The organism is Sphingomonas sp. PL20 (assembly GCF_017875905.1).
Classification (GTDB): Bacteria; Pseudomonadota; Alphaproteobacteria; order Sphingomonadales; family Sphingomonadaceae; genus Sphingomonas; species Sphingomonas echinoides.
In genome coordinates, this window is sequence record NZ_JAGINH010000002.1 from 2,221,650 (window position 1) to 2,247,318 (window position 25,669).

Annotated in this window: 28 protein-coding genes and 1 tRNA gene; 10 read left to right on the forward strand and 19 right to left on the reverse strand. The window is 65.2% G+C overall.

The genetic code is table 11. From position 1 onward, the window contains the following. Window positions 1-55 precede the first annotated feature (55 nt). From H4W01_RS10315 to H4W01_RS10325, 3 genes are read left to right on the forward strand one after another with little or no spacing between them, the layout of a single operon-like run. Entirely contained in the window at window positions 56-643 is a 588-nt protein-coding gene (locus H4W01_RS10315; RefSeq protein WP_334685228.1) for a hypothetical protein, read from the forward strand. Then, window positions 640-2,370: a M1 family metallopeptidase gene (locus H4W01_RS10320; protein ID WP_209610914.1), complete on the forward strand. Its 1,731-nt coding sequence runs from the start codon at window positions 640-642 to the stop codon at window positions 2,368-2,370. The genes H4W01_RS10315 and H4W01_RS10320 overlap by 4 nt, the downstream gene beginning before the upstream one ends. 46 nt (window positions 2,371-2,416) lie before the next feature. Further along, on the forward strand, window positions 2,417-3,013 hold the full coding sequence (locus H4W01_RS10325; RefSeq protein WP_209610915.1) for a methyltransferase family protein: 597 nt from the start codon (window positions 2,417-2,419) through the stop codon (window positions 3,011-3,013). 6 nt (window positions 3,014-3,019) lie between these two features. On the opposite strand, the gene H4W01_RS10330 is transcribed toward H4W01_RS10325, so the two are convergent. The 7 genes from H4W01_RS10330 to H4W01_RS10360 form a co-directional block, all read right to left on the reverse strand. Beyond that, window positions 3,020-3,694, reverse strand: coding sequence for a DUF4893 domain-containing protein (locus H4W01_RS10330; RefSeq protein ID WP_209610916.1), 675 nt, complete (start codon window positions 3,692-3,694; stop codon window positions 3,020-3,022). A 115-nt stretch (window positions 3,695-3,809) separates the two neighbouring features. Next, entirely contained in the window at window positions 3,810-4,412 is a 603-nt protein-coding gene (locus H4W01_RS10335; protein WP_209610917.1) for a GNAT family N-acetyltransferase, read from the reverse strand. Further along, a complete protein-coding gene (gene clpX / locus H4W01_RS10340) occupies window positions 4,409-5,677 on the reverse strand; it encodes an ATP-dependent Clp protease ATP-binding subunit ClpX (protein ID WP_010403209.1) in 1,269 nt (422 codons plus the stop codon). Before clpX ends, H4W01_RS10335 begins: the two co-directional genes overlap by 4 nt. Before the next feature lie 145 nt (window positions 5,678-5,822). Then, window positions 5,823-6,497, reverse strand: coding sequence for an ATP-dependent Clp protease proteolytic subunit (locus tag H4W01_RS10345; protein WP_010403211.1), 675 nt, complete (start codon window positions 6,495-6,497; stop codon window positions 5,823-5,825). A 76-nt stretch (window positions 6,498-6,573) separates the two neighbouring features. Then, the gene (locus H4W01_RS10350; RefSeq protein ID WP_209610918.1) at window positions 6,574-7,539 is read right to left on the reverse strand and encodes a glycosyltransferase family 2 protein; all 966 of its coding nucleotides are present in this window, start codon (window positions 7,537-7,539) and stop codon (window positions 6,574-6,576) included. A gap of 169 nt (window positions 7,540-7,708) precedes the next feature. Beyond that, the gene (gene tig, locus H4W01_RS10355) at window positions 7,709-9,352 is read right to left on the reverse strand and encodes a trigger factor (protein ID WP_209613324.1); all 1,644 of its coding nucleotides are present in this window, start codon (window positions 9,350-9,352) and stop codon (window positions 7,709-7,711) included. Window positions 9,353-9,413: 61 nt separating this feature from the next. Next, a tRNA-Leu gene (locus H4W01_RS10360) sits at window positions 9,414-9,498 on the reverse strand. A 131-nt stretch (window positions 9,499-9,629) separates the two neighbouring features. Between H4W01_RS10360 and H4W01_RS10365 the strand changes: the two genes are divergently transcribed. Together H4W01_RS10365 and H4W01_RS10370 are read left to right on the forward strand one after the other, a co-directional pair. Next, a complete protein-coding gene (locus tag H4W01_RS10365) occupies window positions 9,630-9,809 on the forward strand; it encodes a hypothetical protein (protein ID WP_010403216.1) in 180 nt (59 codons plus the stop codon). Further along, the gene (locus H4W01_RS10370; RefSeq protein ID WP_209610919.1) at window positions 9,806-10,018 is read left to right on the forward strand and encodes a hypothetical protein; all 213 of its coding nucleotides are present in this window, start codon (window positions 9,806-9,808) and stop codon (window positions 10,016-10,018) included. Before H4W01_RS10365 ends, H4W01_RS10370 begins: the two co-directional genes overlap by 4 nt. Before the next feature lie 68 nt (window positions 10,019-10,086). On the opposite strand, the gene H4W01_RS10375 is transcribed toward H4W01_RS10370, so the two are convergent. The 8 genes from H4W01_RS10375 to H4W01_RS10410 all read right to left on the reverse strand — a co-directional run bounded on the left by H4W01_RS10375 (window position 10,087) and on the right by H4W01_RS10410 (window position 17,358). Next, window positions 10,087-10,419 (reverse strand): hypothetical protein, encoded by a 333-nt coding sequence (locus tag H4W01_RS10375; RefSeq protein WP_334685229.1) that lies wholly within the window; start codon window positions 10,417-10,419, stop codon window positions 10,087-10,089. Window positions 10,420-10,535: 116 nt separating this feature from the next. Beyond that, window positions 10,536-11,381, reverse strand: coding sequence for a hypothetical protein (locus H4W01_RS10380; RefSeq protein ID WP_209610920.1), 846 nt, complete (start codon window positions 11,379-11,381; stop codon window positions 10,536-10,538). A 35-nt stretch (window positions 11,382-11,416) separates the two neighbouring features. Then, a complete protein-coding gene (gene gatB, locus H4W01_RS10385; RefSeq protein ID WP_209610921.1) occupies window positions 11,417-12,898 on the reverse strand; it encodes an Asp-tRNA(Asn)/Glu-tRNA(Gln) amidotransferase subunit GatB in 1,482 nt (493 codons plus the stop codon). Continuing rightward, window positions 12,895-13,305 carry a type II toxin-antitoxin system VapC family toxin gene (locus H4W01_RS10390; RefSeq protein ID WP_209610922.1) on the reverse strand — a complete coding sequence of 137 codons (411 nt, stop codon included), beginning with the start codon at window positions 13,303-13,305 and terminating at the stop codon, window positions 12,895-12,897. Before H4W01_RS10390 ends, gatB begins: the two co-directional genes overlap by 4 nt. Further along, the gene (locus H4W01_RS10395; protein WP_010403223.1) at window positions 13,302-13,580 is read right to left on the reverse strand and encodes an AbrB/MazE/SpoVT family DNA-binding domain-containing protein; all 279 of its coding nucleotides are present in this window, start codon (window positions 13,578-13,580) and stop codon (window positions 13,302-13,304) included. The genes H4W01_RS10390 and H4W01_RS10395 overlap by 4 nt, the downstream gene beginning before the upstream one ends. A 70-nt stretch (window positions 13,581-13,650) precedes the next feature. Further along, window positions 13,651-15,135, reverse strand: coding sequence for an Asp-tRNA(Asn)/Glu-tRNA(Gln) amidotransferase subunit GatA (gatA, locus tag H4W01_RS10400; RefSeq protein ID WP_209610923.1), 1,485 nt, complete (start codon window positions 15,133-15,135; stop codon window positions 13,651-13,653). Next, complete coding sequence (gene gatC, locus H4W01_RS10405; RefSeq protein WP_010403225.1) at window positions 15,135-15,437, reverse strand: Asp-tRNA(Asn)/Glu-tRNA(Gln) amidotransferase subunit GatC; 303 nt, start codon at window positions 15,435-15,437, stop codon at window positions 15,135-15,137. The genes gatA and gatC overlap by 1 nt, the downstream gene beginning before the upstream one ends. Before the next feature lie 37 nt (window positions 15,438-15,474). Beyond that, window positions 15,475-17,358, reverse strand: a complete 1,884-nt coding sequence (locus H4W01_RS10410) for a DUF4153 domain-containing protein (RefSeq protein WP_209610924.1) — start codon at window positions 17,356-17,358, stop codon at window positions 15,475-15,477. A gap of 39 nt (window positions 17,359-17,397) precedes the next feature. Here H4W01_RS10410 and H4W01_RS10415 point away from each other — a divergent pair, with 39 nt between their 5' ends. Both H4W01_RS10415 and ruvX read left to right on the forward strand, forming a co-directional pair. Further along, on the forward strand, window positions 17,398-18,501 hold the full coding sequence (locus tag H4W01_RS10415) for a DUF3089 domain-containing protein (RefSeq protein WP_209610925.1): 1,104 nt from the start codon (window positions 17,398-17,400) through the stop codon (window positions 18,499-18,501). Between the two features lie 115 nt (window positions 18,502-18,616). Continuing rightward, window positions 18,617-19,081 carry a Holliday junction resolvase RuvX gene (gene ruvX, locus H4W01_RS10420; protein WP_209610926.1) on the forward strand — a complete coding sequence of 155 codons (465 nt, stop codon included), beginning with the start codon at window positions 18,617-18,619 and terminating at the stop codon, window positions 19,079-19,081. On the opposite strand, the gene H4W01_RS10425 is transcribed toward ruvX, so the two are convergent. Next, window positions 19,078-19,491, reverse strand: coding sequence for a hemerythrin domain-containing protein (locus tag H4W01_RS10425; RefSeq protein ID WP_209610927.1), 414 nt, complete (start codon window positions 19,489-19,491; stop codon window positions 19,078-19,080). The genes ruvX and H4W01_RS10425 overlap by 4 nt on opposite strands. Window positions 19,492-19,639: 148 nt before the next feature. On the opposite strand from H4W01_RS10425, the gene H4W01_RS10430 reads away from it, so the two are divergent. Both H4W01_RS10430 and H4W01_RS10435 read left to right on the forward strand, forming a co-directional pair. Continuing rightward, on the forward strand, window positions 19,640-20,626 hold the full coding sequence (locus tag H4W01_RS10430; RefSeq protein ID WP_209610928.1) for an aspartate carbamoyltransferase catalytic subunit: 987 nt from the start codon (window positions 19,640-19,642) through the stop codon (window positions 20,624-20,626). Further along, on the forward strand, window positions 20,623-21,858 hold the full coding sequence (locus H4W01_RS10435; protein WP_209610929.1) for a dihydroorotase: 1,236 nt from the start codon (window positions 20,623-20,625) through the stop codon (window positions 21,856-21,858). Before H4W01_RS10430 ends, H4W01_RS10435 begins: the two co-directional genes overlap by 4 nt. A gap of 3 nt (window positions 21,859-21,861) precedes the next feature. Here H4W01_RS10435 and H4W01_RS10440 read toward each other — a convergent pair whose 3' ends face one another. From H4W01_RS10440 to H4W01_RS10450, 3 genes are read right to left on the reverse strand one after another with little or no spacing between them, the layout of a single operon-like run. Further along, entirely contained in the window at window positions 21,862-23,205 is a 1,344-nt protein-coding gene (locus H4W01_RS10440; RefSeq protein WP_209610930.1) for an SPOR domain-containing protein, read from the reverse strand. A 22-nt stretch (window positions 23,206-23,227) separates the two neighbouring features. Further along, window positions 23,228-23,779: a hypothetical protein gene (locus H4W01_RS10445; protein WP_209610931.1), complete on the reverse strand. Its 552-nt coding sequence runs from the start codon at window positions 23,777-23,779 to the stop codon at window positions 23,228-23,230. A 1-nt stretch (window position 23,780) separates the two neighbouring features. Then, window positions 23,781-24,497 (reverse strand): ParA family protein, encoded by a 717-nt coding sequence (locus H4W01_RS10450; RefSeq protein WP_010403240.1) that lies wholly within the window; start codon window positions 24,495-24,497, stop codon window positions 23,781-23,783. Window positions 24,498-24,669: 172 nt separating this feature from the next. Between H4W01_RS10450 and H4W01_RS10455 the strand changes: the two genes are divergently transcribed. Next, complete coding sequence (locus H4W01_RS10455) at window positions 24,670-25,668, forward strand: SPOR domain-containing protein (protein ID WP_209610932.1); 999 nt, start codon at window positions 24,670-24,672, stop codon at window positions 25,666-25,668. The last annotated feature ends 1 nt before the right edge of the window (window position 25,669 follow it).

The window sequence follows — 25,669 nt, forward strand, 5'->3', positions numbered from 1 at the left end:
CCTCGCCGCGTTCCCCGCCAGCGCGCGGCACCCGGCCGACCCGATCGCGCGCGCCTTGGCGGCGGCCGGCGGGCAACCCCTTTTGTCGCGTGTACACGTGATCGCGTGGAGCGGAATCGCCCGCATGATGATCGGCCGGACGCCGGTCGACCTGATGATCGAAACCCGAATCGAACCCTTCGCGCGCGCGCGCTCCGACACCTGGCTGACCAGCGAGGGGCGCAGCGCCATGCAGACCATCATGGTGGAACGCGACAGTGCGTTTCTGGTCCATAACGGTGCACAGACCAGCCTGCCCCAGCCGCAAGCCTATTTCGAGCGGCAGAAGCTCGCGGCATACAGCTATTTGCTGCTCGCCCCGGCGTCGCTGTCACCAAGCGGACGACGCGGCATTACGGCGATCCGCGACGGGTATCCGCCGATCGCGCTGACGCTCGCCCCGGATGGGCGGATTGCCTCGGCCGACTACACCCTTGCTGGGCCGCCGCCGAACCCGCCGCTCGTGCATCAACACCTCCTGTTTGCGGGAACCGTGACAGCGCAGGGGATCCGCTTTCCCCGCACCACCTCGATCCTGCAGAACGGTCGCCCTGTCCTGCGCATGACCATCACCGATTTTTCCGTAGAGCTAGACCCTTCATGATCGCTTCCAGACTCGCTTTTGCTTGTGGCTGCCTCGCGCTGACCGGTGCCACCACCCTGCCCAAGAAAGGCGAGCCCGAGATCACGGCGCAGACCGCGCGGTCGGGCGGTGTGATCGATTCCGACCAGGCGAAATTGGGTTTCGATGCCGCCGACCTGTCTTTCGAGGTGTTGCCCGAGACCGAGACGCTGCGCGGCGTGGCGACGCTCAGCTTCACCGCCAAGGCCCCGCTCGACCGCCTCGCGATCGACCTCGACCGCAATTTGCCGGTCGATGCCATTGCCATCGATGGCGCGGCGCTCGCGCCCGCCGCGTGGAGCAACCCGGAAGGGCGGCTCGTCATCACGCTGCCGCAGCGCGTCGCCAAAGGCGGCCATGTCACCGCGCGCATCACTTATGGCGGGCAACCACATGTCGCGGTCAAGGCCCCGTGGGACAGCGGCATGGTGTGGGCGACCACGCCCGGCGGCGCGCCGTGGTTCGCCACCACTGCCGAAGGCTATGGCTGCGATCTGTTCTGGCCGTGCCTCGATTTCCCGACGGGCGAACCGGGCGTCGCCACGCTGCATATCACCGTGCCCAAGGGGTTGAAGGCCCCCTCCAATGGCAAGCTGCTCGGGGTGGATACGCTGCCCGACGGGCGGACGGTGTGGAACTGGCGGATCAAGCACCCCAATACCTATGGCATCGCGCTCAATGTCGGGCCGTATGAGGAGATTTCGGGCGTCTATAAGAGCCGCTACGGCAACAGCATCCCGATGTTCTACTGGTTCCTGCCGGGCGAGGAAGACAAGGCCCGGGCGCTGTTCGCTGAATTTGCCCCGACGCTCGATTTCTTCGAAAGCGAAGTCGGCCCTTACCCGTTCGGGGACGAGAAAGTCGGCGTGGTGGAGACACCGCATAAGGGCATGGAGCACCAGACGATCAACGCCTACGGCAATGACTATGCCAAGGCCCCCGAAGGATTTGACTGGCTGTTCCAGCACGAATTTGCCCATGAATATTTCGGCAACCAACTGACCGCCGCCAATTGGGACGATTACTGGCTGCACGAGGGCTATGGCACGTACATGCAGCCGCTTTACGGCCGCTGGCGCGAGGGTGAGGCGCGCTATGCGACCATGCTGTCCGACGAACGCAACAAGATCGCCAACCTCCGCCCGATCATCTCGGGCAAGGTGCGGACCGAGGAAGAGGTGTATGAGGTCGATAAAGGCGGACCGGGCCAGGACATCTATTACAAGGGCGCGTGGATGCTCCACACGCTGCGTACCCTGATCGGCGACCGCGCGTTTCGCGATGTCACGCGGCTGGCAGTGTACGGGCGGATCGATCCGCGGCCCGGCAATTTCACGCCGCGTTATGGGTCGAGCGCGGAGTATCAACGCTTCGTGCGGCGCGTGACCGGCAAGGATTATGGCTGGTTCTTCGACGTCTATCTGCGCGAAGCGGCGCTGCCCGATCTGATCGAGACACGCAGCACGACGCGGCTGGCCTTGCGCTGGCAGGCACCGGGCGGGCGGGTATTCCCAATGCCGGTCGAGGTGCAAATCGACGGCCGGATCGTGACGCTGCCGATGGCGGGGGGCGTGGGCAGCCTGCCCGTGCCGAAGCGCGCGCATATCGTGATCGACCCCAAGGCCAAGCTGCTGCGGCGCTCGGTCGCGATCGAGCAGTATCAGGCATGGCGCGACGCGCAGGCACGGCGGCCACGCCCCGCCAATTGACGGACGCGTGTTATTCACATAACACAGCCATGCTCTGGAGGCTGTGATGCGATTTCTGACCGATCCCGTTGGACTTCCCGGCTTGATCGCGCTCGGCGTCGGCATGGGCGTGTTTGTGGTGTCGCTGCTCCGCGCCCGCGCGCGCGGTGTCAAAAGCCCCAAAAGTCCCGACGCGCGGCGCAGCAATGCCTCGATCTGGGGGATCGTGTTGCAGGGGATAGGGATCGGCATCGTCGGATTTGGCCCGATACGGGTCGGCCTCAATCCCGCCTCCACCACAGCGCTGCTCGAGGGGTCGATCGTGCTGGTGCTGATCCTCGGGGCGGTGTGGCTGTTCGATTCGTCGTCGCGGGCGATGGGCCGCAACTGGGCCTTGGTCGCGCGCACCCGCAGCGACGGGCATCTGGTGCAATCGGGCCCGTTCGCGCATGTCCGCAACCCGATCTATGTGGCGATGGCGCTGTTCACACTCGCGATGGCGATCGCTTACGGCCACACGCTCAACCTGATCGCAGGTGCCCCCGTGTTCGCGCTCGGCACCGCCATGCGCGTGCGGCACGAGGAAAGCGTCCTGCGCGCGACCTTCGCCGATTACGACGCTTATGCCGCGCGGGTGAAGCGCTTCGTGCCCGGCCTGTTCTGACCCAGCTCAGCCGGGAATGGCGGGCACGGCCCCGCGCACGACGGGCGTCACCGGCACCAGTTCATAAATATCGAGCAGCGCCCCCTTCCCCGCGCGCGTCAGCACCAGCCGCCAGCGGAACGGCGCGACACGCTCGACCACGCCCGCCACGTCCTGCGCAGGATTGACGCTATAGGGCGGCGCGCTGTCGGCATGGGCCGGGCGGAAGGTGCCGAGGAAGACCTGTCGCTTGTCGGTATCGGGAAACAGCCAGCCGCCGGGCAAGCTGGTGCCGCTCTGCTTGGTGAAAGACAGAGCGTGCGTCGTCCCGTCAACCGTGCAGAAATCGGGCTTATAGGTATCCAGCCCATGCGCACCGCCCAGGCGGACGAGGCGGCAATAATAGGGGCCGGGCGGGAGCGCGGGCAAATCCAGCGCCGCACCCGGCTGGACCAACGGACCCTCGGCATCGAGCTTGCCCTTGAGGCGGGCCGGCACTGCGGCGCGCGCGCGCGACCATGTCGCAGGAAGCGCGTCCAACCGGCTGCGATCTTCTGCTGTAACCGAACCGGCCCAGCCGGTGGGCGTCGCGGCAATGTGGGGCGTCACGCGCGGCCGCGCCGTCCCGGCGGTGCAGCCCGAGACGGTCGCGCCGAGCGCCATCAACGACGTGAGAACAAGGGGCGTCGATACGAAACGCATGGCGGTCGTTCTCCAGAATGTCGATGCGTGATGGGCCGTGCAGCGCGTTAACAATCGGTAAACGCCAAAGGTTAACGGATCGTAAACGACGCCACGGACGCGCGGTTCCGCCCGTTCAGGCGCGCAGCATCGACCAGAACATCGGTCCGCCCTTCGGGACCTGCCACGCCTCGGTCACGACAAAGCCGAGCGTGGCGTAAAAGCCCACATTCCGTTCGTTGGCGGTTTCGAGGTAGACGGGTCGGCCGTCTTCCGCGATCCGATCGAGCCCGGCCTGGATCACCGCGCGACCTAAGCCGCGCCCCTGTGCGGCGGGGTCGCACCCGGCAACATGCAGATACCAGACATCGTTGGAGGGGAGATGCGCATCAATCGCGCTCGACACCGTCAGCGCGCGACCAATCCCCCCGCCCAGGGCACGCCACATCGGCCAGGCGTGCATCACCATATCGAGCAGCGAGGTCTTGCCCAAACCGGGCGCGCGCCACAGCGTCGTCGCCGTGCAGCCTTCCGCGACCAGCCGCAGACCGGCCCGCGCATCCGCCTCGAACAGCAATGCAAAAAGCCGCGGCAGCCGGAGCGCGCGGTCGGCAGGATCGGGTACTATATACGCCATCGCCGGATCGTCGGCGAACGCACGGGCCAGCATCGCCGCGATCCGTCCCCGATCGGCGTCGTCTGCGACACCGATCGGGGTGGAACGCGGCGCGAGGATCACGCAGCCCCGGCCCCGGCCTTTTCCTTCTTCGCATAGACGCGGATCGGTTCCTTGCGGCCGTCGATCACGTCCTTGTCGATCATCACTTCATCGACGCCGTCCATACCGGGCAGATCGAACATCGTGTCGAGCAAGATGCCCTCGAGGATCGATCGCAGCCCGCGTGCACCGGTCTTGCGGTCGATCGCCTTCTTGGCGACCTGCACCAGCGCATCGTCGGTGAAGCCGAGCTTGACCGCCTCCATGTCGAACAGCTTCTGATACTGTTTGACCAGCGCGTTCTTCGGCTCGGTCAGGATCGTGACCAGCGCGGGCACGTCGAGATCCTCGAGCGTCGCGATCACCGGCAAGCGACCGACGAATTCGGGGATCAGGCCGAACTTCAGCAGATCCTCGGGCTCGACTGACTTGAGCGTTTCACCCGTGCGGCGTTCCTCAGGGCTTGCGACATAGGCCCCGAAGCCGATCGACTTGCCCTGCAGACGGTCGCCGATGATCTTTTCAAGGCCCGAGAAGGCACCGCCGCAGATGAACAAGATGTTGGTCGTGTCGACCTGCAGGAACTCCTGCTGCGGATGCTTGCGGCCACCCTGCGGCGGAACGCTGGCGGTGGTGCCTTCCATCAGCTTGAGCAATGCCTGCTGCACGCCCTCGCCCGACACGTCGCGCGTGATCGACGGGTTCTCGGCCTTGCGGCTGATCTTGTCGATTTCGTCGATATAGACGATGCCGCGCTGTGCGCGCTCGACATTGTAGTCGGACGCCTGGAGCAGCTTGAGGATGATGTTCTCGACATCCTCGCCAACATAACCGGCCTCGGTCAAGGTCGTCGCATCGGCCATGGTGAACGGCACGTCGAGGATGCGCGCCAGCGTCTGCGCCAGCAACGTCTTGCCGCAGCCGGTCGGGCCGACGAGCAGGATGTTGGACTTGGCGAGCTCGACATCCGCGCCCTTCTGGCCGTGGTTGAGGCGCTTGTAATGGTTGTGCACCGCCACCGACAGCACGCGCTTGGCGCGCTTCTGGCCGATCACATAATCATCGAGCACGTCGCAGATTTCCTGCGGCGTGGGGACGCCACCATCCTTCTTGGAGACCAAGGCCGACTTGGTCTCCTCGCGGATGATGTCGTTGCACAATTCGACGCATTCATCGCAGATGAATACGGTTGGGCCCGCAATCAGCTTGCGCACCTCATGCTGCGACTTCCCGCAGAAGGAGCAATAAAGCGTGCTCTTCGAGTCGCCGCCGCTGAGTTTCGTCATTCAAACCATCCTTGCCGCCACCAACGGGGGCACCTATGCGGAATGTCTATCCTAGACCGCCCCCGCGCAATCCGACAATCACCAAAATTGCCGTATGAATACGGTAGCGGGGCACCTTTCGAGGCCCCGCTACCTAAAAACCACGTCAGGCCGAGGTCAAAGCAGGCGGCGTGCTCGAATCGTCGGGCAGCGCCGGACGCTTGTCGAACACCTGATCGACCAGACCGAAGTCCTTCGCCTCATGTGCCTCGAGGAACGTGTCACGGTCCATCGCGCGCTCAATCTCTTCGATCGGCTTGCCGGTGTACTGCGCATACAGCGAGTTCATCCGGTTCTTGATGCGCTGGATTTCCTTGGCCTGGATCTGGATATCCGATGCCATGCCCTGCGCGCCGCCCGAAGGCTGATGGATCATGATGCGCGCATTGGTCAGGGCAACGCGCATCCCCGGCTCACCGGCGGCAAGCAGGAAGCTGCCCATCGACGCGGCCTGGCCGATGCACACCGTGCCGACACGCGGGCGAATGTATTGCATCGTATCATGGATCGCCATGCCCGCCGTGACGACACCGCCCGGCGAGTTGATGTACATGAAGATGTCCTTCTTCGGATTTTCCGATTCGAGGAACAGCAGCTGCGCGGTGATGACCGCCGCCATATGATCCTCGACGCCGCCCGTTACGAAGATGATCCGTTCACGCAACAGACGCGAATAGATGTCGAACGAACGCTCGCCGCGGTTCGATTGCTCCACCACGATCGGCACGAGGCCGTCTTGAATGGGAGCCAGAAAGTCGCCGGTGTCGAACGGATTGCGCATGATGAGCCTTTTAGTCCTTATGCCCCGAGAAGAACGGAAATTCGAACCGCATACATCGGCGCTGGCGGAAACGAGTTCAAGCCCCGCCTGCGTTGGCACCTTGATCGGCACGGCGATCGTCGCCGCCCGGTGCGCGGTGTGACAGATACGCCAGCCGCCGTACCTCACGTCGACCGCGCACCACGGTATCGAGGATCAACCCGGTAAACACGTTGAGCGCGGCGAGAATCGTCAGCCCGGTCACCATCACCGCCGTCGGCAAACGCGGCACGAGATGCGTGTGCATATAGGTGATGACCAACGGGATACCGAACGCCAAAGCGGCGGCAAACAGCAAACCCGCGATCACGCCGAAGAACAAAAGCGGCCGCTCGATCCGGTACAGCGTCACGATCGTGCGCGCGATGCGGAAGCCATCGCGGTAAGTGCTGAGCTTCGATTCGGAGCCCTCGGGCCGCGCGAAATAGGGGGTTTCGATCTCGCCGACCGGCATCTTGAGTTCGAGCGCATGGACGCTGATCTCGGTCTCAATCTCGAAGCCCGACGACAGCACCGGAAAACTCTTCACGAAGCGCCGCGAGAACACCCGGTAGCCCGAAAAAATATCGGTGAAGCTGCGCCCGAACAATTGCGCCAGCAACCCGGTCATCGCCTTGTTGCCCAGCACGTGCCCACGACGATACGCGGCGGTGACCTCGGTCACCCGGCTGCCGACCACCATGTCGAGCTGTTCGTCGAGCAAGCGCTGCACCAAAGCGGGCGCGACGGTCGCGTCATAGGTAGCGTCGCCATCGGCCATCACATAGATATCGGCATCGACATCGGCGAACATGCGGCGGACGACATTGCCCTTCCCCTGCATCCGCTCGGTCCGCACGATCGCCCCCGCCGCGCGCGCCACCGCAACGGTGTCGTCGGAGCTGTTGTTATCGTAGACGTAAATCGTCGCATCGGGCAGCGCCGCGCGGAACCCGGCCACCGTCTGCGCGATGGCGGCGCTCTCGTTATAACAGGGCAGCAGGATGGCGATGCGCGTGGTCATGGCTCTGCCATAGGGGTGAATGGCGATCGGTTCGACCCCCTTTGTGACAGGCGACCGACGGAAGAGTTTGCGGGGCCTCCCCCACGCCCCCTGCCCGGCGACCGCCCCAAAACGACATTACCCCCGAGGCAAGCCCCAGGGGTAATGGGTAACAGGTACGAAAGAAGGTTTATTCCGCCGTGTCGGCAGCAGAAGCCTTCTTCTTGGCCGGAGCCTTCTTGGCCGGCGCAGGCGCTGCTTCGGCTGCCGCATCGGCGGCGGGTTCAGCCGCAGCGGCCTTCTTCGCGGGGGCCTTCTTGGTCGCGGCCTTCTTCACCGGCTCGGCTTCGACCAGTTCATCGCCAGGCGCTGCCGGTTCGATGTCGGCGGCTTCCAGCTCCTTGGCGTCATCCGCCGAAGCCTTGGCCTTCTTCGGCGCGGCCTTCTTGGCGGCCTTGGGCTTGTGGTTTTCGTGGTCGTGCGTGTGCGTACCGGTCGAGAAGCCCTCTTCGCTCTCGATCGCGGCTTCCAGCTCGGCGCGCGTCACTTCGCGGTCGCTGACTTCGGCCTTCTCGAACAGGAAGTCGACGACCTTGTCTTCGTACAGCGGCGCACGGAGCTGGGCTGCCGCCATCGGCTCCTGCTGGATGTATTGCAGGAAGCGCTTGCGATCCTCGGGGCCATATTGCTGCGCAGCCTGCGCGATCAGGCGGTTCATTTCCTGCTGGCTGACTTCGACACCATTGGCCTGGCCGATTTCGCTCAGCAACAGGCCCAGGCGAACGCGGCGCTCGGCGATCTTGCGGTAATCGTCCCGCTCGGATTCCATCTCGGCCAGTGCGGCTGCCGGATCTTCCTCATGCGTCGCTTCGTGCTGAAGCTGCTGCCAGATCTGCTCGAATTCGGCTTCGACCATCGACGGCGGCACTTCGAAATCATGGCCCTCGGCGAGCTGGTCGAGCAGCTTGCGCTTCATGTGCGTGCGCGTGAGGCCGTTCAGTTCCTGCTCGATCTGGCCCTTGAGCAGACCGGTGAGCTGCTCGAGGCTCTGCAGGCCGAGCGAGGTGGCGAGTTCGTCGTCGATCTTGGTCTCGCCTGCGGTCTTCACCGTCTTGACCGTCAGGTCGAAGGTCGCGGCCTTGCCGGCCAGTTCCTTGGCCTGATAATCCTCGGGGAAGGTCACGTTGATCTGGCGCTCGTCACCGGCCTTCACGCCGACGACCTGCTCCTCGAAACCGGGGATCAGACGACCCGAGCCGATTTCGACCGACATGTCCTCGCCAGTGCCGCCGTCGAACGCGACGCCATCGACCTTGCCGACGAAATCGAGCACGACGAGATCGCCGGTCTTGGCTTCATAAGCGGCATCGGCCTCTTCCCAGCGCTTCTGCTGGTCGGCGAACTTCTGCAGTTGCTCCTGCACGACAGCTTCGTCTGCGGGAACGGTCAGGCGCTCCAGCTTCAGATTGTCGATCGCGGGGGTCGGCACGTCGGGGAGCACTTCGAGCTCGACCTTCACATCGGCATCCTTGCCGAGTTCATAGCCATCATCGAGGCTGACCGAGGGCTGCAGCGCGGGGCGCAACTTGTGCTCGGCGATCAGGTCCTGGATGCCCTGCTGGATCGAAGTGTTGAGCGCGTCCTGCATCAGCGCCTCGCCGTGCATCTTGCGCACCAGGTTCGCGGGAACCTTGCCGGGGCGGAAGCCGGGCATGCGCACCGTCGGCGCGACACGCTTCAGTTCGGCGTCCACGCGCGAATCGATGTCCTTCGCGGTGATCTTCAGCGTGTAGGCGCGCTTCAGCCCCTCGTTCAACGTCTCGACAGTCTGCATACTCAAGTCGTGCCTTTTACAGGAATTTCTGATGGCTACCGCCCGTTTGCCACGAGCGGCCTGGTGCGGGCGAAGGGACTCGAACCCCCACATCTTGCGATGGCAGGACCTAAACCTGCTGCGTCTACCAGTTCCGCCACGCCCGCATGGGACACCGCCGGTGTGGGGCGCGTCTATACCAGCCCTATGGCCGGGGGCAAGCGCGCAAACAGACTGGCTTTATATTGCGCAACCGCCGACGATGCTCGCGCGTTGTTCCGGACAGAGGAGAATCATCATGGCCAGCACGCCCCCGACCGAATTGCCCCCCTTCCCGAGCCAGCCCGGCCAGCCCGACCCGGTGCCGACCGAATTGCCAAGCCCAACCCCCGACGTGGACTTTCCGGCCCCCGATGCAACGCCGGGCGACGAACCGTTCCAGCCAACCGACACCGGCCTGACGGGGGATTTCGCATGAGCGCGGACATCAACAAGGGCCCGCTCGACGATCCCCGCGACGACACCGACCCGCGCAGCGACCTCCAGCAGGAAGTCGAAGCCCGCAAAGACGCCGTCGAGCGCGGCGAAGGCGGCAAGGAGCCTGAGGCTTTCACCTCCGCCGGGATGCCCGATGGCGTCGGCGGAACGGGTGGGGTGGTGAAGAACCAAGGGGATGACGGGCAGTAACCGTCAAAAACGAGGTGCGCCTGCAACGAACGCAGGCGCACCTCGCAACACAAACGCGACCGCTCGATTTAGTTTGCAGAGGTCTTGCCGACGCATTGCTTCCAAACGCCGCCGATCGTTCCAAATTTCTTTCTGTAATCGATGCGGCTACCCGTCCCTTCGGGATAAATCGAGAAAGCCAGCGACACCCCACCATAGCCATTCTTGATGAGAACGACCCGCGAGCCATCCTCCTGCTCGAGTGCTGCAGTATTGTTCTTGTTCGCCAGACAAAACGCCACTTCCTTCATGGATTGCGGCGAGTGGAAGGTTTCCGTCACGGGCCCGCTCAGAACAGTTTGAGTCGATGCGCACCCAGCCACAAGCGCCGAAAGACAAACAACAGCCAATCGAATCTTCACAAATCCCTCCCCCAGATACAAAAAGCCAGTATCACTGGCCGTTAACATTGCCGGATCACCAGCAAAGACGCATAAATTCGAATTTTATGGACAGCGGACTCACGGTGAAGCGCCACTTACTTCGGAGCCGCTACCGTCGAGGAACCAGTCTCGGCTGCGACCGAAAAATCATACACGCGCGAACGTCCGCTCTCCCCGGAAAAAATAAAAGCATATTCCCCGGGCGGCATGTCATCCGACGCGCTGACCTTGAAAATCCCGTCCCCGACCTCGGTCGCCACAAATGCGGTCGTGTCTTTGGCGTTCACCCCTTTGCGCAAGCTTATCGAAAAGTAGGCGGAAAGCCGTCCGACCTCGATCTCCCGTGCATTTCCCTTGATTCGAAAGCGGACCAGGCTGAACTCGCTCGGCGACTGCGCGGCGACAGACCGCTCCACGCCAAAATCGCTGACATTCCTGTCAGCTGTGTCGAAGTAGAAATAGAAAGTCGGCCGCTTAGAAAGCGCATGATTCTGACTGGCAGGTTGCGGCAGGGTCAGCATCGACTTGAGCGGAAACAGGACACTCCCGTTGCCCGTCGTCCGAGTCCCGCTGCCCGTGGCTGGCCGCAGAAGCACAACGCGTTGGTCGGCCAGCCAATCTTGCGCGAGATAGATACCGGGCGCGTGTTTGACGAGCGGGTCCATCGAACCATTGTCGATCCCCTGCGCGCGCGAGGACGCGATACAACGGCTCACCATGGCCGCAATCACGGGATCCGTGACACCGGCCTTCTTCAACGAGATCAGACCATCGGTTGAGACGTCATATGCACAGGGCAAACTGTTGATCTTGGTCAGAAGCGTTGCTTCACCCAAACCGGCTTCCCGCAACGCGATGACAGCATGATTGTCGAACACCTGCGCAGTTGCAGACGCCCACGCCAAGCAACCTGCGCACAGCGCAAAGACCTTCCTGATCATCGCATCCCCCCGGAATGAGGAATACAATAAGCGGGTTATTCCGGTTGCGAAAGCGCTTTCTTCAGCACTTCATTCACCACGCCCGGATTAGCCTTGCCGCCCATCGCCTTCATCGTCTGGCCGACGAAGAAGCCGAACAATTTGTCCTTGCCGCCGCGATAATCGGCCACCTTGTCTGCGTTGGCCGCCATCACTTCGGCGATGACCCGTTCGATTTCGCCGGTGTCGCTGGTCTGCTTGAGGCCATGTTCCTCGACCACGACCGCCGCACCCTGCCCGGTTTCGAGCATGATTTCGAACACCTGCTTGGCGAGCGTGCTCGACAGCGTGCCATCGGCGATCAGGCCGAGCAGTTCGGCGGCCTGGGTCGGGCTGACCGGCGCGTTTTCGATATCCTTGCCGGTGCGGTTGAGCGCGCCGAACAGTTCCGACGTCGTCCAGTTCGCCGCCGCGACCGGGGCCGCGCCGCAATCGAGCAGCGCATCGAACCAGCGCGCCGCCTCGACCTCCGCCGTCAGCACCGCCGCCGCATAGGGCGTGATGCCGAGCGCCTCATAGCGCCGCCGCTTGGTGTCGGGCAGTTCGGGCAGCGACGCGCGACATTCGGCGAGGAATGCCTCATCGAGTTCGAGCGGCAACAGATCGGGATCGGGAAAGTAGCGGTAATCGTGCGCATCTTCCTTCGACCGCATCGAGCGCGTCTCGTTGCGATCGGGGTCATACAGCCGCGTTTCCTGGACGATGCGCCCGCCATCCTCGAGCACCTCGACCTGGCGACGCGCTTCCTGCTCGACCACGGCCATTACGAAGCGCACCGAATTGACGTTCTTGGTCTCGGTCCGCGTGCCGAGCGGTTCGCCCGCCTTGCGTACGCTGACATTGACGTCGGCGCGCATCGAGCCTTCTTCCATATTGCCATCGCACGACCCGACATAGCGCAGAATCGATCGCAGCTTACGCAGATAAGCCCCTGCTTCGGCAGGAGACGTCATATCGGGCTTCGACACGATTTCCATCAACGCCACGCCCGAGCGGTTGAGATCGACATAAGAGCGCGTCGGATGCTGATCGTGCATCAATTTGCCGGCATCCTGCTCGACATGGATACGCTCGACGCCGATGCGCTTGCCGTGCGCGTCGGGGTTCTTGTCGTCCAGGCTGATGTCGATCGCGCCCTCGCCCACCAGCGGGTGGTAAAGCTGGCTGATCTGATAGCCCTGCGGCAAATCGGCATAGAAATAATTCTTGCGGTCGAACCGCGACCATGTGTTGATCTGCGCCTCGATCGCCATGCCGGTGCGCACCGCCTGGCGGATGCATTCGCGATTGGGCACCGGCAGCATCCCCGGCATCGCGGCATCGACCAGCGACACTTGCGTGTTGGGCTCGGCGCCAAACGCCGTCGCCGCGCCAGAGAAAAGCTTGGCGTTGGTCGTAATCTGCGCATGGACTTCGAGGCCGACCACGACCTCCCAGTCGCCGGTTTCGCCGCGGATGGTGTAGGGGGATTCAGTCATGCGTCGGTCTCGGGTGTGATAAGGGTCAGGGCGGGGAAATAACGGCGATACGGGCGAGGGTCACGTGTTAACAATTGTGCGCCAAGGGCTTCGGCCTCGCCGCCAATCAGGAAATCGGCGAGGAGTTTCTCGCGCCCACCCCCCGCAGCCCGATAGGCGCGGTGCGCCTGTCCGGCGTGGTACGCTCCAGCAACGCTCAACGGCAAGAGCGGAATCCCGAACGCCGAGCACAGCTCTCGCAACTCCACCAGCGTACCCCCACGTGAGGCAAGCTCTCCAACGGTGACCGCAGTCGTCCCGACAGGCCCTGCAAGCCGCGCCAGCGCGACCGCGCGCATCGACCACGGCTCCCATGCGGGATCGCGATCCCGCAGATCGATCAACACATTGGTATCGACAAGAATCACGACAGGAAGGGATCGTCGCCACGGATGTCCTGCATGATCTCATCGGTCGACCGGTTCTCACGAAGATGCGCGAAGCGATCGGATGCCGCGCGCATCTCGGCGATCAGGCGCTGCACTTCAGCCTCGCGATCCAGCTTCGGCTTGCGAATCACCGCTTCGTCTCCACCCCGCCAATCGATCTCGACCGGTTCATTCGGCTTAAGCCCGAGCGCGTCGCGAACATCCTTGGGGATGGTGACTTGGCCTTTGACCGTGAGATTGCTCACCTTGCTCATAGGCGGGTATTACCATTTTCGCGTAATACCGTCCACCTTGCTCCGTGAATTTCGGTCAGCAGCATTCACGCTACCACCAGCGCTCCGCGCGTGCGGTGAAGCCCGCGCGTTGCTCGATCGCGAGTCCCGCGTTGAGCACGCTCTGCTCATCCAGCGCCTTGCCGATGATCTGCAAGCCCAGCGGCAGCCCCTGCCCGTCCAGCCCGCCCGGCACGCTCATCGCCGGCAAACCGGCGAGCGAGGATGGCACGGTGAACACGTCGTTCAAATACATCGCGATCGGATCGGCCGATTTCTCGCCCAGCGCGAAAGCGGCGGAAGGCGCGGTCGGGGTCAGCAGCACGTCGCACTTGGCCCAGGCCTGTTCGAAATCGCGCGCGATCAGCGTGCGGACCTTCGAAGCCTGTGTAAAGTACGCGTCGTAAAAGCCTGCCGACAAAACATAGGTACCGATCATGATGCGGCGCTTGACCTCGTCGCCGAAACCCGCGGCTCGGGTGGCGGCATACATGTCCTGCAATCCTGCCCCTTCGGGCAAATCGCGCAGGCCGTAGCGCACGCCATCATAACGCGCGAGGTTGGACGAGGCTTCGGCGGGCGCGATGATGTAATAAGCCGGCAGCGCATATTTGGTGTGCGGCAGAGAGACTTCGACGATCTCGGCCCCCGCATCCTTCAGCCACTCAATGCCCTGCTGCCACAGCGCCTCGATCTCGGGCGGCATGGCGTCGACGCGATATTCCTTGGGAATTCCAACGCGCTTGCCCTTAAGATCACTCGACAATCCGCCTTCCCAGTTGGGCACCGGCAAATCGAGCGAGGTCGCGTCCTTCGCGTCGAACCCGGCCATCGCCTCGAGCATGATCGCGCAGTCGCGCACGTCGCGCGCCATTGGTCCGGCCTGGTCGAGCGACGAGGCGAAAGCGATCGTGCCCCAGCGCGAGCAGCGGCCATAGGTCGGCTTGATGCCCGAAATGCCGGTAAAGGCAGCGGGCTGGCGGATCGATCCACCGGTATCGGTGCCGGTCGCTGCCGGGCACAACCGCGCCGCGATCGCCGAGGACGAGCCGCCCGAAGACCCACCGGGCGCGAGCGGCGCGGTATCGCCAGTGTTGCGGCGCCACGGTGAGATGACGTTGCCGAACGCGCTGGTCTCGTTCGATGATCCCATCGCGAACTGGTCGAGGTTCAGCTTGCCCAGCATCCCCGCGCCCGCCTTCCACAAATTGGCGGAGACGGTCGATTCATAAGGCGGGGTGAACCCCTCCAATATGCGGCTGGCGGCAGTGGTCGGCACGCCGTTGGTGCAGAACAGATCCTTCATGCCGATCGGCACGCCCGCCAGCGGCTTGAGCGTTTCGCCAGCGGCGCGCGCGGCATCGGCGGCGTCGGCGGCGGCCAGCGCATGATCGGGGGTTTCGACGAGGAAGGCGTTGAGCGCCGTGGCGGCGGAGACGTTGGCGATAAAGCCCTCGGCCACTTCGCGCGCGGAAAAGCTGCCGTCGCGCACGCCATCACGGATGGCGGCAACGCCAAGATCGGTAAGGTCGGTCATTATTCGATCACCTTGGGCACGGTGAAGAAACCGTGTTCGGCCTGGGGCGCATTGGCGAGTACGGCGTCGCGAATGCCGCCGCCAGTCAGCGGATCGGCATTCACGACATCGTCGCGCAGGCGCAGATGGTTGGGGATGACCGCAGTCATCGGCTGGACGCCGGTGCAATCCACCTCGCCCAATTGCTCGATCCATCCCATGATGTTGTCGAGCTCGGGGGCGATGCGCGCGGCGTCTTCCTCGGTAATGGCGATACGGGCAAGACTCGCGATCTTGCGGACGGTGGCGATGTCGACTGGCATGGATCGCGGCTAGCAGAGCGCCCAAGCCTTGCGCAACCTATTCGAACGGATCGCCGACCGGAACGCCCCCGACAAAGACGCGCCGCGCGGGCACGGAGCGGATCTCGACCTTGCCTGCCGCATCCCCGGCTTTCAGCGCGGCGCGCTCGGCGGGCGTGAGCGGGGCTTGCGCGTTTTCATCGAGACGCTCCCATGTGTTGCCCGTCCGTTGGTAGCGCGCCGCGCCGCAGCCCGGTCGCGCGTCCGAGATCACCGGAACACCCCGCACGCCTTTTTCTCTGGGATTGCGCGCGAGATTGTCGATGCACCTTTGCGACAGCGACACCGCCTCGCTGGCACCTGGCGTGTACAGTAGCATACAGCGATCCTCTCGATCCGTGCCACACCCCTGCCAATCGGTGAGCTGGGTCCGCAAGGCGAGCGGCACGGGCACCGCCACCGGCAGCACGCGCAACCGCTTCACCAGCAGATCCGCGTCGGTCTGCGTGCGGTCGATCGCCGCGACGTCCCAGCGATTGGTCTTGCTCGACACCCCCTTGGCCCGCGCCGCGATCACGGGGTTCTTCGATCCTTCCAGCCGCTTGAGTGCCGCCTTGCCGGGATCACCGAAATCGAACGCCAGCGCCGCCCAGTCGAATTTTTCCGGGCTCGTCTTGCCGGATTCGAGCCGCGCAACTTGATCGGCGGTCGACAGCGCGTTGAAACTCAGCAGCGGCGTCGCCAGCACCAGCCCGACACCCGCGACGACGAACGCCAGCCGCAAATTGCTCGGCCGCACCCACGCACCCCAGTGCATCCGCCCCCGCACCAGCGCGACGAGATAGGCGACACCATAAGCCGTGGCCAAAGCAACGAACACCACCGCCCACAAGCGGTCCGGCGTCAGACCATATTGATCGATGCGCAGGCCCGTCGCGATCGCCGCAATCACCGCCAGCGGCAGCGTCGCCAGCGCCAGCACCATCGCGCCGACACGCAACACCGGATTGCGCAACTCCTCCTGCTCGCCATTGCCGATCACCGCATTGGCCAGGATCAGCGCGCCGATGACGCAGCTCAGCAGGATCGGCGTGGTCGATTTGGTCGCCTCCCACAGCGCATTCAGCCCGGTGAACGGCAAGGCGACGAGAAACACCAGCAACCCCAGCCCCAGCACTGGTGCCAGCACCGCCAACACCGCGGTCACCACGCGCTGCAGCAGCCGCAGCACCCCGTCGCGTTCGCGCAGCAACCCGAGCGACGCCCCGAAACTCGCCCCGAACAACAGCGCATTGAACCAATTATGCTGCAACAGGTCGCGCAGGAAATGCAGTCCGATCAGATCGAACAGCGATGACAATAGCCACGCGAGCGCGAACACGACGCCGGTGAACAGCCAGCACGCGCACCACAAGACGACATTGGTCCAGGCGTGGCCGTGGACATCGGCATAGGGAAATCGCCACGCCGCCTCGTTCCGCGCGGTCTGGAACAAGGGCACCGCGATCGCGATCGACAGGAACAGGCTGGCGCTGTGCCAGTCATGCCACATCCCCCAGCCGCCACCATTCCAGTAGAAGACCAGCCCGGCGACCGCGCCGACCACCAGCCCGAACAGCACCGCCCAATGCGCCCGTTCCCGCTCCAGCGCGAAACCGAAGCTGGCCGCGCCGGTGCCGACCGCCGTTGCCAGGGCGATTCGCCAATTTTCCGGGTCGATCGCGGGGAAACGAAACGGCTCACCGCGATCGAGCAACTGCTGCACCACCAGTGCCGCCAGCGCGCCCACGATGGCCAGGATCAGCGGCCGCAACCGCCATCCCGCATCCGCTTCGAAATCGCCCGATCGGTCCATCGCCATGCTCCCCAACAGTCGCGCCGGACGGAACGCCAGCGCCAAGGCGATTGCAAGCGCCGTCGTCCTGCTGCACGGAAATCGCATGACCAGTGCATCGCTCCTCCAGAAAGGCTGACCCCGCGCGTGGCACGCAAATTCCTTTATGCCTTTGCGGTCCTGATCGTGCTCGTGATCGCGGGCGGCTTTGCCTATGCGCTCTGGGGCATCGACTTGATCCGGCTGGCGACGGTGCCGCGCGCCGCCTTCGTCGCGCTGCCGCCCGAGCCCGCCGCTGCTTATGGCCGCGCCGACATGTGGCTCGCGCGACCCGACAAGCCCGGCAATCCTGCCTTGTGGACCCCGGCTGGCTATAGGCCGGGCAAGGACAGCAAGGCGGCGGTGTTCTTCATCCACCCGACCTCCTACCTCAACCGCGCGCGCTGGAACGCGCCGCTCGATGATGCCGAGGCCAATGCTCGCGCCGAGTTGTTCCTGCGCGCGCAGGCGAGCGTGTTCAACGCGGTCGGCGGGGTCTGGGCACCGCGCTATCGCCAGGCGACCTTCGGTGCGTTCCTGACGACACAAGCCGCCGCCAACCAGGCGCTGAACCTTGCCTATGGCGACGTTGCCACCGCCTTCGACGCCTTCCTCACACAAGCGGGGACGCGCCCGATCATTCTCGCCGGGCACAGCCAGGGCGCGCTGCATCTGCTGCGGCTGTTGCGGGAGAAGGTCGCGGGCACGCCGCTCGCCCGGCGCATCGTCGCGGCCTATCTCATCGGCTGGCCGGTCTCGCGCACGGTCGATGTGCCGACGCTCGGCTTGCCCGAATGCCGCACCGCCGATCAGGCCGGGTGCCTGCTGTCGTGGCAGAGCTTCGCCGAACCCGCCGACCCCGCGCTGATCCTCGACGCTTATGCCGCCAGCAGCGGCACCGATGGCAAGTCGCGCCGCGGCACGCCGATGATCTGCACCAACCCGCTCACCGGCACGCCCGATGCCGCCGCCCCCGCCGACGCCAATCTCGGCACGCTGTTTCCCGCCCCCGATCTCGCCAGCGCGACGATCGAACCCAGGCGCGTCCCCGCGCGCTGCGATGCGCGCGGCCTGTTGCTGATCGGCGCACCGCCCGCGCTCGGCGGCTATGTCCTGCCCGGCAACAATTACCACGTCTATGACTACAGCCTGTTCTGGGCGAACGTGCGGGCGGATGTGGCACGGCGACTGGCGGCGTTCGACAAGCAATGATGCCGCCACCCCGCCCCGTTCGCCCTGAGCCTGTCGAAGGGCGCGTCTCCGCAAGCGGACCGGTTGCGTGGGGAGAGCTGTGCTTCGACACGCTCAGCACGAACGGAAGGTGCGCATGATCACCACCGACCGCACCGAATTCCGCGCCGCCCTCCCCGCCGGTGGTCGCCTGGTCGGCCTCGATGTCGGCACCAAGACGATCGGCACCGCGCTCTGCGACGCCGGGTGGAGCTTCGCCTCGCCCGCTTTGCTCATCCGCCGCACCAAGTTCCAGAAGGACAAACTCGCGCTCGCCGAGCTGATCGCGGCGCAGCAGGTGAAGGGCATCGTCATCGGCCTGCCGCTCAACCTCTCCGACGGCAGCGAAAGCCCGCGCAGCCAATCGAGCCGCGCATTTGCCCGCAACATGGCGGACCTGGGGCTGCCGATCTTTCTGCAGGACGAACGCTGGTCGACCGTCGCGGTCACGCGCACGCTGATCGAACAGGACGCCAGCCGCGCCAAGCGCGCCGAACTGGTCGACAAGATGGCAGCGGCCTACATTTTGCAGGGCGCGATCGACGCGCTGGTGGCGGTTTAGCGGCCGTCCGCCCCGGGCCAGGAGGCGCGCGGGAAAAGATCGCGCTCCTCGCGCAAAATGCGCCGCCGCACCAAGGTCATGACATCGCGGGTGGCGGCGCGAAACGCCTCCCAATCCTCCTGAATGCGCTCGATCGGCCACGCCGCGTGATATGCCGCATAGGTGGCTGCGGTCCCACCAACCTCGGTTAGCACTTGTTCCGCGAGCGAAGCCGTCACCGGGTTCGCGCGTAAAATCGGATACAGGAGTTGGTCCTCCAGCGCGAGGTGCTTGGTCAGCACGCGATTGAGCCGCCAGCGCAGCGACGACAATTCCACGCTCGGGCCATCGCCCGCAATCTCGACAAGGATTCGCTTGGCCAACGCGTCGAGTTCGCGATGCTCCTCCGACAGAACCGCACGCCCAATCAATACGATCCCCCACCCCAGCATCCCAATTGACGCTACGTCTGCGTATCTGTCCTATCCTAATGAAATCTTATCGAACATTATCATTTGAGCGAGCGACTGAAAGGCCCACCTTGCCACCGCGCGCCTGCGCGGCTACCCGGCACTCTCGATGCAGCCCTCCGATCACCGCCCCGCCTCGCTCATCCCCGGGCGTGCCGTGTTCCCGCACCGGCACTTGACCGGAATCGAGGGATTGCAACCGCACGAGATCGTGTTTCTGCTCGATGAGGCCAATGGCTGGGTCGCCGCCAACCGCACGCGCGCGATCAGCGATAAACGACTCGGCGGGCTGACCCAGATCAACGCCTTCTTCGAGAATTCGACGCGCACCTTGTTGTCGTTCGAAATCGCCGGCAAGCGCCTGGGGGCCGATGTCGTCAACATGCACGCGGCGCAAAGTTCGGTAAAGAAAGGCGAGACGCTGATCGATACCGCGATGACGCTGAACGCGATGCGCGCCGACGTGATTGTCATCCGCCACATGTCCTCGGGCGCGGTGCGGCTGATCGCGGGCAAGGTCGATTGCCCGGTGCTCAACGCCGGTGACGGACAGCATGAACATCCGACGCAAGCATTGCTCGATGCGCTGACGATCCGGCGGCGGCGCGGGTCGATCGCGGGGCAGCGCGTGGTGATTTGCGGCGACGTGCTGCACAGCCGCGTGGCGCGCTCAAACATCCTCGCGCTTACCGCGCTTGCCGCCGAAGTGCGCGTGTGCGCGCCGACCACGCTGATGCCCGCCGCGATCGAGCGGATGGGAGTCACGCCCTTCACCGATTTCGACGAAGCGCTCGAGGGGGCCGATGTCGTGATGATGCTGCGCTTGCAGAATGAGCGGATGAATGGCGGCTTCGTGCCCTCCAACCGCGAATATCATCTGCGCTATGGCCTCACCGAAAAGCGGCTTGCGCGCGCCAAGCCCGATGCGCTGGTGATGCATCCGGGTCCGATGAACCGCGGCGTCGAAATCGATTCGGTCGTGGCCGATCACGCCCGCTCGGCCATCACCGAACAGGTCGAAATGGGGGTGGCGGTGCGTATGGCCTGTCTCGACGTCTTGACGCGGCGCTCGCGCGGCGTGGCGGGCTGGGCATGAGCCGGATGCTGGCCCTGCTCAACGCGACGCTGGTCCGCCCGGTTGCAGGCGTATCGGCGGGCGGCGTGCTGATCGAGGGCGACACGATCGTCGCGACCGGCCTGATCGAAGTACCCGAAGGGATCGAGACGATCGATTGTGGTGGCCTGGTGCTGGCCCCGGCGATCGTCGATCTGGGCGTGTTCGCGATCGACCTGCCCGCTTTCCATGCCGGTGGCATCGTCCGCGTCGGTCTGATGCCCGATCAGTCGCCCGTGCTCGACGACCCCGGCATCGTGCAGCGCGCCGCGCTGATCGGGCGCCCCGGCCTGTGGATTCATCCGATCGCCGCGGCAACGCGCGGGCTGGCGGGCACCGACCTCGCCGAAATGGCGATCAACCGCGACGCGGGCGCGCGCGCAGTCGGCACCGGTGCACGCTGGATCGCCGATTCGGGCGTGATGCGCAAAGTGCTGGCTTATGCGGGCGACCTGGGCCTCGCCGTCATCACCCATGCCGAAGATGGCGGCGTGACGGCGGGCACGGTGGCGACGGCGGGCGAGACCGCGACGCGCATGGGCCTGCCCGCCGCCCCCGCCATTGCCGAGCCGCTGGCGATCGCGCGCGACCTGATGCTGGCCGAGGAAACCGGGGCTGCACTGCACATTCGCCAAGTCACGACCGCCGCCGGTTTCGATCTGGTCCGCGCCGCCAAGCGACGCGGCGTGCGGGTGACGTGCGGCATTACGCCCGCGCATTTCATGCTGTCCGACATTGCGATGAGCGATTTCCGCACCTTCGCGCATCTGTCGCCGCCACTGCGCTCGGAAAGCGACCGGCAAGCGGCGCTGGCGGCGCTGGCCGATGGCACGATCGACGTGCTGTGTTCGGGCCATGATCCGCATGGGCCAGAAGAAAAGCGCCTGCCCTTCGCCGATTCGGCCTCGGGCATGGCGGGGGCCGAGACGCTGCTCGCTTTGGGGCTGGGGCTGGTGCGCGACGAGACCATTACCATGGAGCGGCTGTTCGCCTTGCTCGCCGCCAATCCCGCACGCGTGCTGGGCGTGGCCACCGGCACGCTCGCCATCGGCGCGCCCGCCGATCTGATCGTGCTCGATCCGCAAGCGCCGTGGCAAGTCGATGGCAGCCGCCTGCACGCCAAGGCCGGCAACACGCCGTTCGACGGGTTGCCGGTTCAGGGCAAGGTGGTGCGCGTGTTCAAGGGCGGCAACGCGCTCCCCTTGCCGGCATAAGGCTTAGCGCGACGCCAGTTCGCGACCCTTGGCCCACATCGCGACCTGATCGCCCGCTCCTGCGCGCACGAAGCAGCTTCCGCCCGTCGCGCGATACCCCAGGCACAGCGCCACTGCATCGCCGCGCGCGAACCCGCCGACCGACAGGCGATAGAAGCTCTTGCCCTTGGTCGTGACGCTCATGCCCTGCGGCGTGTGTCCGGCGAAACCGGCAAAGCGGCGAGAAACGCGGCCCCAGGCATCATGCGCCACGCCCGCAGTCTGATAGGCACCAAGCTGGACATAGAAACTGCCCTTGGCGACAGCACGCGGAGTCGAGGTGACCGCAACGGCGACGGCCGCGCGCGGCGCAACCGCGCCATGCTTTGCGCGGGTGTTTGCAACCGCCACGGGCAACGCCTGCACGACTTCCTTGCGTTCAGCAAACACCACACCGGCGATGCTCGGCCCAACGACCGGCTTCGCGTCCGGCTCGACTGCGGCGACCGCGACCGGGGCTGGCGTCGGTGCAGGCGCGACTTCGGGCTTGCCGGGCATGAAGGCATCGACCGGAGCCTCTGTGGCGGCCATCGCCGTTGCGGCGGGACGGCCATTCAAGGCGAGCGCGACCGGCAGGCCGGGGTCGACCACAGGCGTCACGCCAAGCAAGGTCGCGACCTGATCCGACGCCGAAGTCGGGCGCGAGAAGGTCGACCAATCGAGGATGCGTCTGGCGACATCGGCGGGGGCGACGTCCATCGCCACCACCGTCTGCGCCTCGCGCCAGCGCCCGGCGAGCGCCAGGCTCAGCGCGAAGTTCTGGCGGATCTTGGCATCGGCCTCGGGTGCGCGCGCGGCGGGACCCAGCACTTCGACCGCCGTCGCGGGATCGCCGGCCAGCGCGATTGCGAGGCCACGATCGGCGACCGGGATCGTCGCCGCATGCGTATCGAGCGTCTTGCGCGCGCCTGCCCAATCGCCCGTCGCGATTTGCGCCAGCGCCAGGTTCAGCGCCACCTTCCCGTTGCCATCGTCGAGCGTCAGCACATCGGCGAAGACATCGCGCGCCGAGGCAAAGCGACCGCCCTTCAGATAGCTTTGGCCAAGCAGCAGGCGATAGGCCGCAACCTGCGGCTGATCGCCAACCGCCGCCTCGGCATGCCGAATCGCAACGTCGAATTTACCATGTGAGAGCGCGGCTTGCGCAGCCGCAAATTCGTCACGCCCTTGCTTTTCCGCCCGCGATTGCGCGCGCGCGCTGGCTGCGGCGATCGTCGCGGTGGTGACGGCGGCAAGCGTGCCGCCAGCGAGGCAGAGCGCAACCCCCAATGTCAGGGGACCGAAAGTGATGGCGGACCGAGTCTTCATCGTATCTCCCCCTTCAGGGTTGTCAGCGCTTTGCCCGGGTCGGGAGCTGGCGGACCAGATCGTCGACTTCGGGCAGGGATTGCAGGAAGTGGTCGAGCGCTTCGGTCACCAGCGTTTGCGCCGACGCATTGTGCAGCGCGCTGGCCAGCCGAAGCCGCAGGTGGCGGTCCTGATCGAGCCGCAGCGTGAAGGCCGATTTCGGGCGGCTCTTGCCATGCTTTTTCTTGGTTTCGCGTTCGATCCGGCTGGCGGTGGCGACCGATACCGGCTTCATCGCGATCGGGCGTGCGGTCTCGACCGGCTCGGGCGCGGCAAATTCCTCACGCAGCACTTCGCGCTGGATCAGGACCGGGGGAACCGGGGCCGGCGGGACTGCCGCCACGACCGGCGCAGGCTCCACCACCGGCGGATGATCCCCACCCATGTCGTTCCAGCCGAGATCATCCTGCGCGCCCGGCATCGTGCCGAACCCGCCAAAACCCTGCGGGCGCATCGCCGGCTTGGCCTGGCCCTTGCGCGCGAGCAGCGTCGAGGACAGCGAGGCGAGCGGTTTTTGTTGGCCGAACATGTTCATGTCAGCTCACCACCCGGCGGCCGAAACCACCCGCTGCGGGGCGCTGTGCCCCGAAACCATTGGCGACATTGGGGGCGGCGAATACGGTGCGCCGGAAATTCTTTTCAAGGCGATCAGAAATATAGGTCCACAGATCGCGGATTTCCTGCGCCGATTTGCCATTGCCATCGACTTCCATGACCGTGCGCCCGTCGATCATCGAGGCCGCGAAATCGGTGCGGTGGTGGACCGTGATCGGCGCGACCGTGCCATGTTGCGACAAGGCGACCGCCGCCTCGGAGGTGATCCGCGCCTTGGGCGTCGCGCCATTGACGACGAACAGCAGCGGCTTGCCCGCGCGTTCGCACAGATCGACCGTCGCCCCGACCGCGCGCAGATCGTGCGGGCTCGGGCGTGTGGGGATGACGATCAGCTCGGCCACCGCGATCACGCTCTGGATCGCCATGGTGATGGCGGGCGGTGTGTCGATCATGGCCAGGCGGAAGCCCTGCTGCCGCAGCACCTCCAGATCGGCCGCCAGCCGCGCGACCGTGGTCTGGGCGAAGGCCGGAAATTCGCTCTGCCGCTCGTTCCACCAATCCGACAGCGACCCTTGCGGATCGATGTCGATCAGGACGACGGGGCCAGCCCCGGAGAGCTGCGCCTGAACGGCCAGATGCCCGGACAAGGTTGTCTTGCCCGATCCGCCTTTTTGAGATGCCATCGCGAGGACGCGCATGAGCCCCTTTCACTCCCGCTAATCGAGAGCCATGCCTGCCATGCCATCCCTCAAGGAACGGTTAACGACCGGGGCTGCGCTCCCTCTTTAGGATGAGCGTGGGTAACAAAATCTTTGCCATGATGCGGCTACAGGGCATGATCGATTGAAGAAACGGAACGGGACCATTGTTATGCGCAAGGCGCTCATCCTCGGCATGGCCGGGCTCTTGCTCGCAATCGGTGCGACATCGGTGCCCGCCGTTGCGGATGTGCGCGAGGGCGTCGATGCGTGGAGCCGCGGCGAATATAAGAAGGCCGTCGATCAATGGCGTCCGGCGGCGATCGCCGGCGACGCCGATGCACAGTTCAACCTGGGGCAAGCCTATTCGCTCGGTCGCGGGGTTCCGGTCGACATTCCGATGGCCGAAAGCTGGTTCCGCAAGGCCGCGCTGCAGGGCCATGCCGAGGCAGAGGCGAAATATGGCCTGGTGCTGTTCGACCAGAAAAAACGCGCCGAGGCGCTGCCCTGGCTCGAAAAGGCGGCGAAGCGCGGCGAGCCGCGTGCCCAGCTGGTTTTGGGGACGATGCTGTTCAATGGCGACAGCGTCGCGAAGGACTGGCCGCGCGCCTATGCGCTGCTGGTGCGCTCGGCGGCCGCCAGCACGCCCGGCGCATCCGAAGTGCAGGCACAAATGGATACGCTGATCCCGACCGACCAGCGCCAGCAGGGGCTGCTGCTCGCCCGGCAATATGAAGCCGAGGCGCAACGCCCGCAGCTTCCGCCCGAAATCTCCGGGCGCGGCACCAGCACCGCGATGCGCGCGACCGACTTGCCGCCGTCGCAATATGATCCGAATGTCAGTGCCCGGCCCCAGATCGTCGCGCTCGCTCCGCCGCCCGCCGCCAAGCCGACAAAGCCGCGCGTACCGCCCCGTGCCGCCGCAGTGGCTGAAACGGCTCCCGCCCCGGCGGCTGGGCATGGCGGCTGGCACGTTCAGCTTGGCGCGTTTGGCGATCCCGGCAATGCCCGCAAATTGTGGGGTCAGGTCAGCGGACGCTTTGCCGGGGCGAGCGTCAGCTACGTCAAGAGCGGCGCGCTGACGCGCGTGCTGGTCGGGCCGTATCCTTCGCGCGCGGCAGCAGCGGCGGCATGCGGCGCGGTGCGTCCGTGCGTGCCGGTCAACTCATAGC

What these genes read in the sequence shown, in the direction of transcription:
- H4W01_RS10320 (WP_209610914.1), top strand. Translation starts at nt 640, where the DNA reads ATGATCGCTTCCAGACTCGCTTTTGCTTGTGGCTGCCTCGCGCTGACC.
- H4W01_RS10325 (WP_209610915.1), top strand. Translation starts at nt 2,417, where the DNA reads ATGCGATTTCTGACCGATCCCGTTGGACTTCCCGGCTTGATCGCGCTC.
- H4W01_RS10330 (WP_209610916.1), bottom strand. Translation starts at nt 3,694, where the DNA reads ATGCGTTTCGTATCGACGCCCCTTGTTCTCACGTCGTTGATGGCGCTC.
- clpX (WP_010403209.1), bottom strand. Translation starts at nt 5,677, where the DNA reads ATGACGAAACTCAGCGGCGGCGACTCGAAGAGCACGCTTTATTGCTCC.
- H4W01_RS10345 (WP_010403211.1), bottom strand. Translation starts at nt 6,497, where the DNA reads ATGCGCAATCCGTTCGACACCGGCGACTTTCTGGCTCCCATTCAAGAC.
- H4W01_RS10350 (WP_209610918.1), bottom strand. Translation starts at nt 7,539, where the DNA reads ATGACCACGCGCATCGCCATCCTGCTGCCCTGTTATAACGAGAGCGCC.
- tig (WP_209613324.1), bottom strand. Translation starts at nt 9,352, where the DNA reads ATGCAGACTGTCGAGACGTTGAACGAGGGGCTGAAGCGCGCCTACACG.
- H4W01_RS10365 (WP_010403216.1), top strand. Translation starts at nt 9,630, where the DNA reads ATGGCCAGCACGCCCCCGACCGAATTGCCCCCCTTCCCGAGCCAGCCC.
- H4W01_RS10370 (WP_209610919.1), top strand. Translation starts at nt 9,806, where the DNA reads ATGAGCGCGGACATCAACAAGGGCCCGCTCGACGATCCCCGCGACGAC.
- H4W01_RS10380 (WP_209610920.1), bottom strand. Translation starts at nt 11,381, where the DNA reads ATGATCAGGAAGGTCTTTGCGCTGTGCGCAGGTTGCTTGGCGTGGGCG.
- gatB (WP_209610921.1), bottom strand. Translation starts at nt 12,898, where the DNA reads ATGACTGAATCCCCCTACACCATCCGCGGCGAAACCGGCGACTGGGAG.
- H4W01_RS10395 (WP_010403223.1), bottom strand. Translation starts at nt 13,580, where the DNA reads ATGAGCAAGGTGAGCAATCTCACGGTCAAAGGCCAAGTCACCATCCCC.
- gatA (WP_209610923.1), bottom strand. Translation starts at nt 15,135, where the DNA reads ATGACCGACCTTACCGATCTTGGCGTTGCCGCCATCCGTGATGGCGTG.
- gatC (WP_010403225.1), bottom strand. Translation starts at nt 15,437, where the DNA reads ATGCCAGTCGACATCGCCACCGTCCGCAAGATCGCGAGTCTTGCCCGT.
- H4W01_RS10410 (WP_209610924.1), bottom strand. Translation starts at nt 17,358, where the DNA reads ATGCGATTTCCGTGCAGCAGGACGACGGCGCTTGCAATCGCCTTGGCG.
- ruvX (WP_209610926.1), top strand. Translation starts at nt 18,617, where the DNA reads ATGATCACCACCGACCGCACCGAATTCCGCGCCGCCCTCCCCGCCGGT.
- H4W01_RS10430 (WP_209610928.1), top strand. Translation starts at nt 19,640, where the DNA reads ATGCAGCCCTCCGATCACCGCCCCGCCTCGCTCATCCCCGGGCGTGCC.
- H4W01_RS10435 (WP_209610929.1), top strand. Translation starts at nt 20,623, where the DNA reads ATGAGCCGGATGCTGGCCCTGCTCAACGCGACGCTGGTCCGCCCGGTT.
- H4W01_RS10440 (WP_209610930.1), bottom strand. Translation starts at nt 23,205, where the DNA reads ATGAAGACTCGGTCCGCCATCACTTTCGGTCCCCTGACATTGGGGGTT.
- H4W01_RS10445 (WP_209610931.1), bottom strand. Translation starts at nt 23,779, where the DNA reads ATGAACATGTTCGGCCAACAAAAACCGCTCGCCTCGCTGTCCTCGACG.
- H4W01_RS10450 (WP_010403240.1), bottom strand. Translation starts at nt 24,497, where the DNA reads ATGCGCGTCCTCGCGATGGCATCTCAAAAAGGCGGATCGGGCAAGACA.
- H4W01_RS10455 (WP_209610932.1), top strand. Translation starts at nt 24,670, where the DNA reads ATGCGCAAGGCGCTCATCCTCGGCATGGCCGGGCTCTTGCTCGCAATC.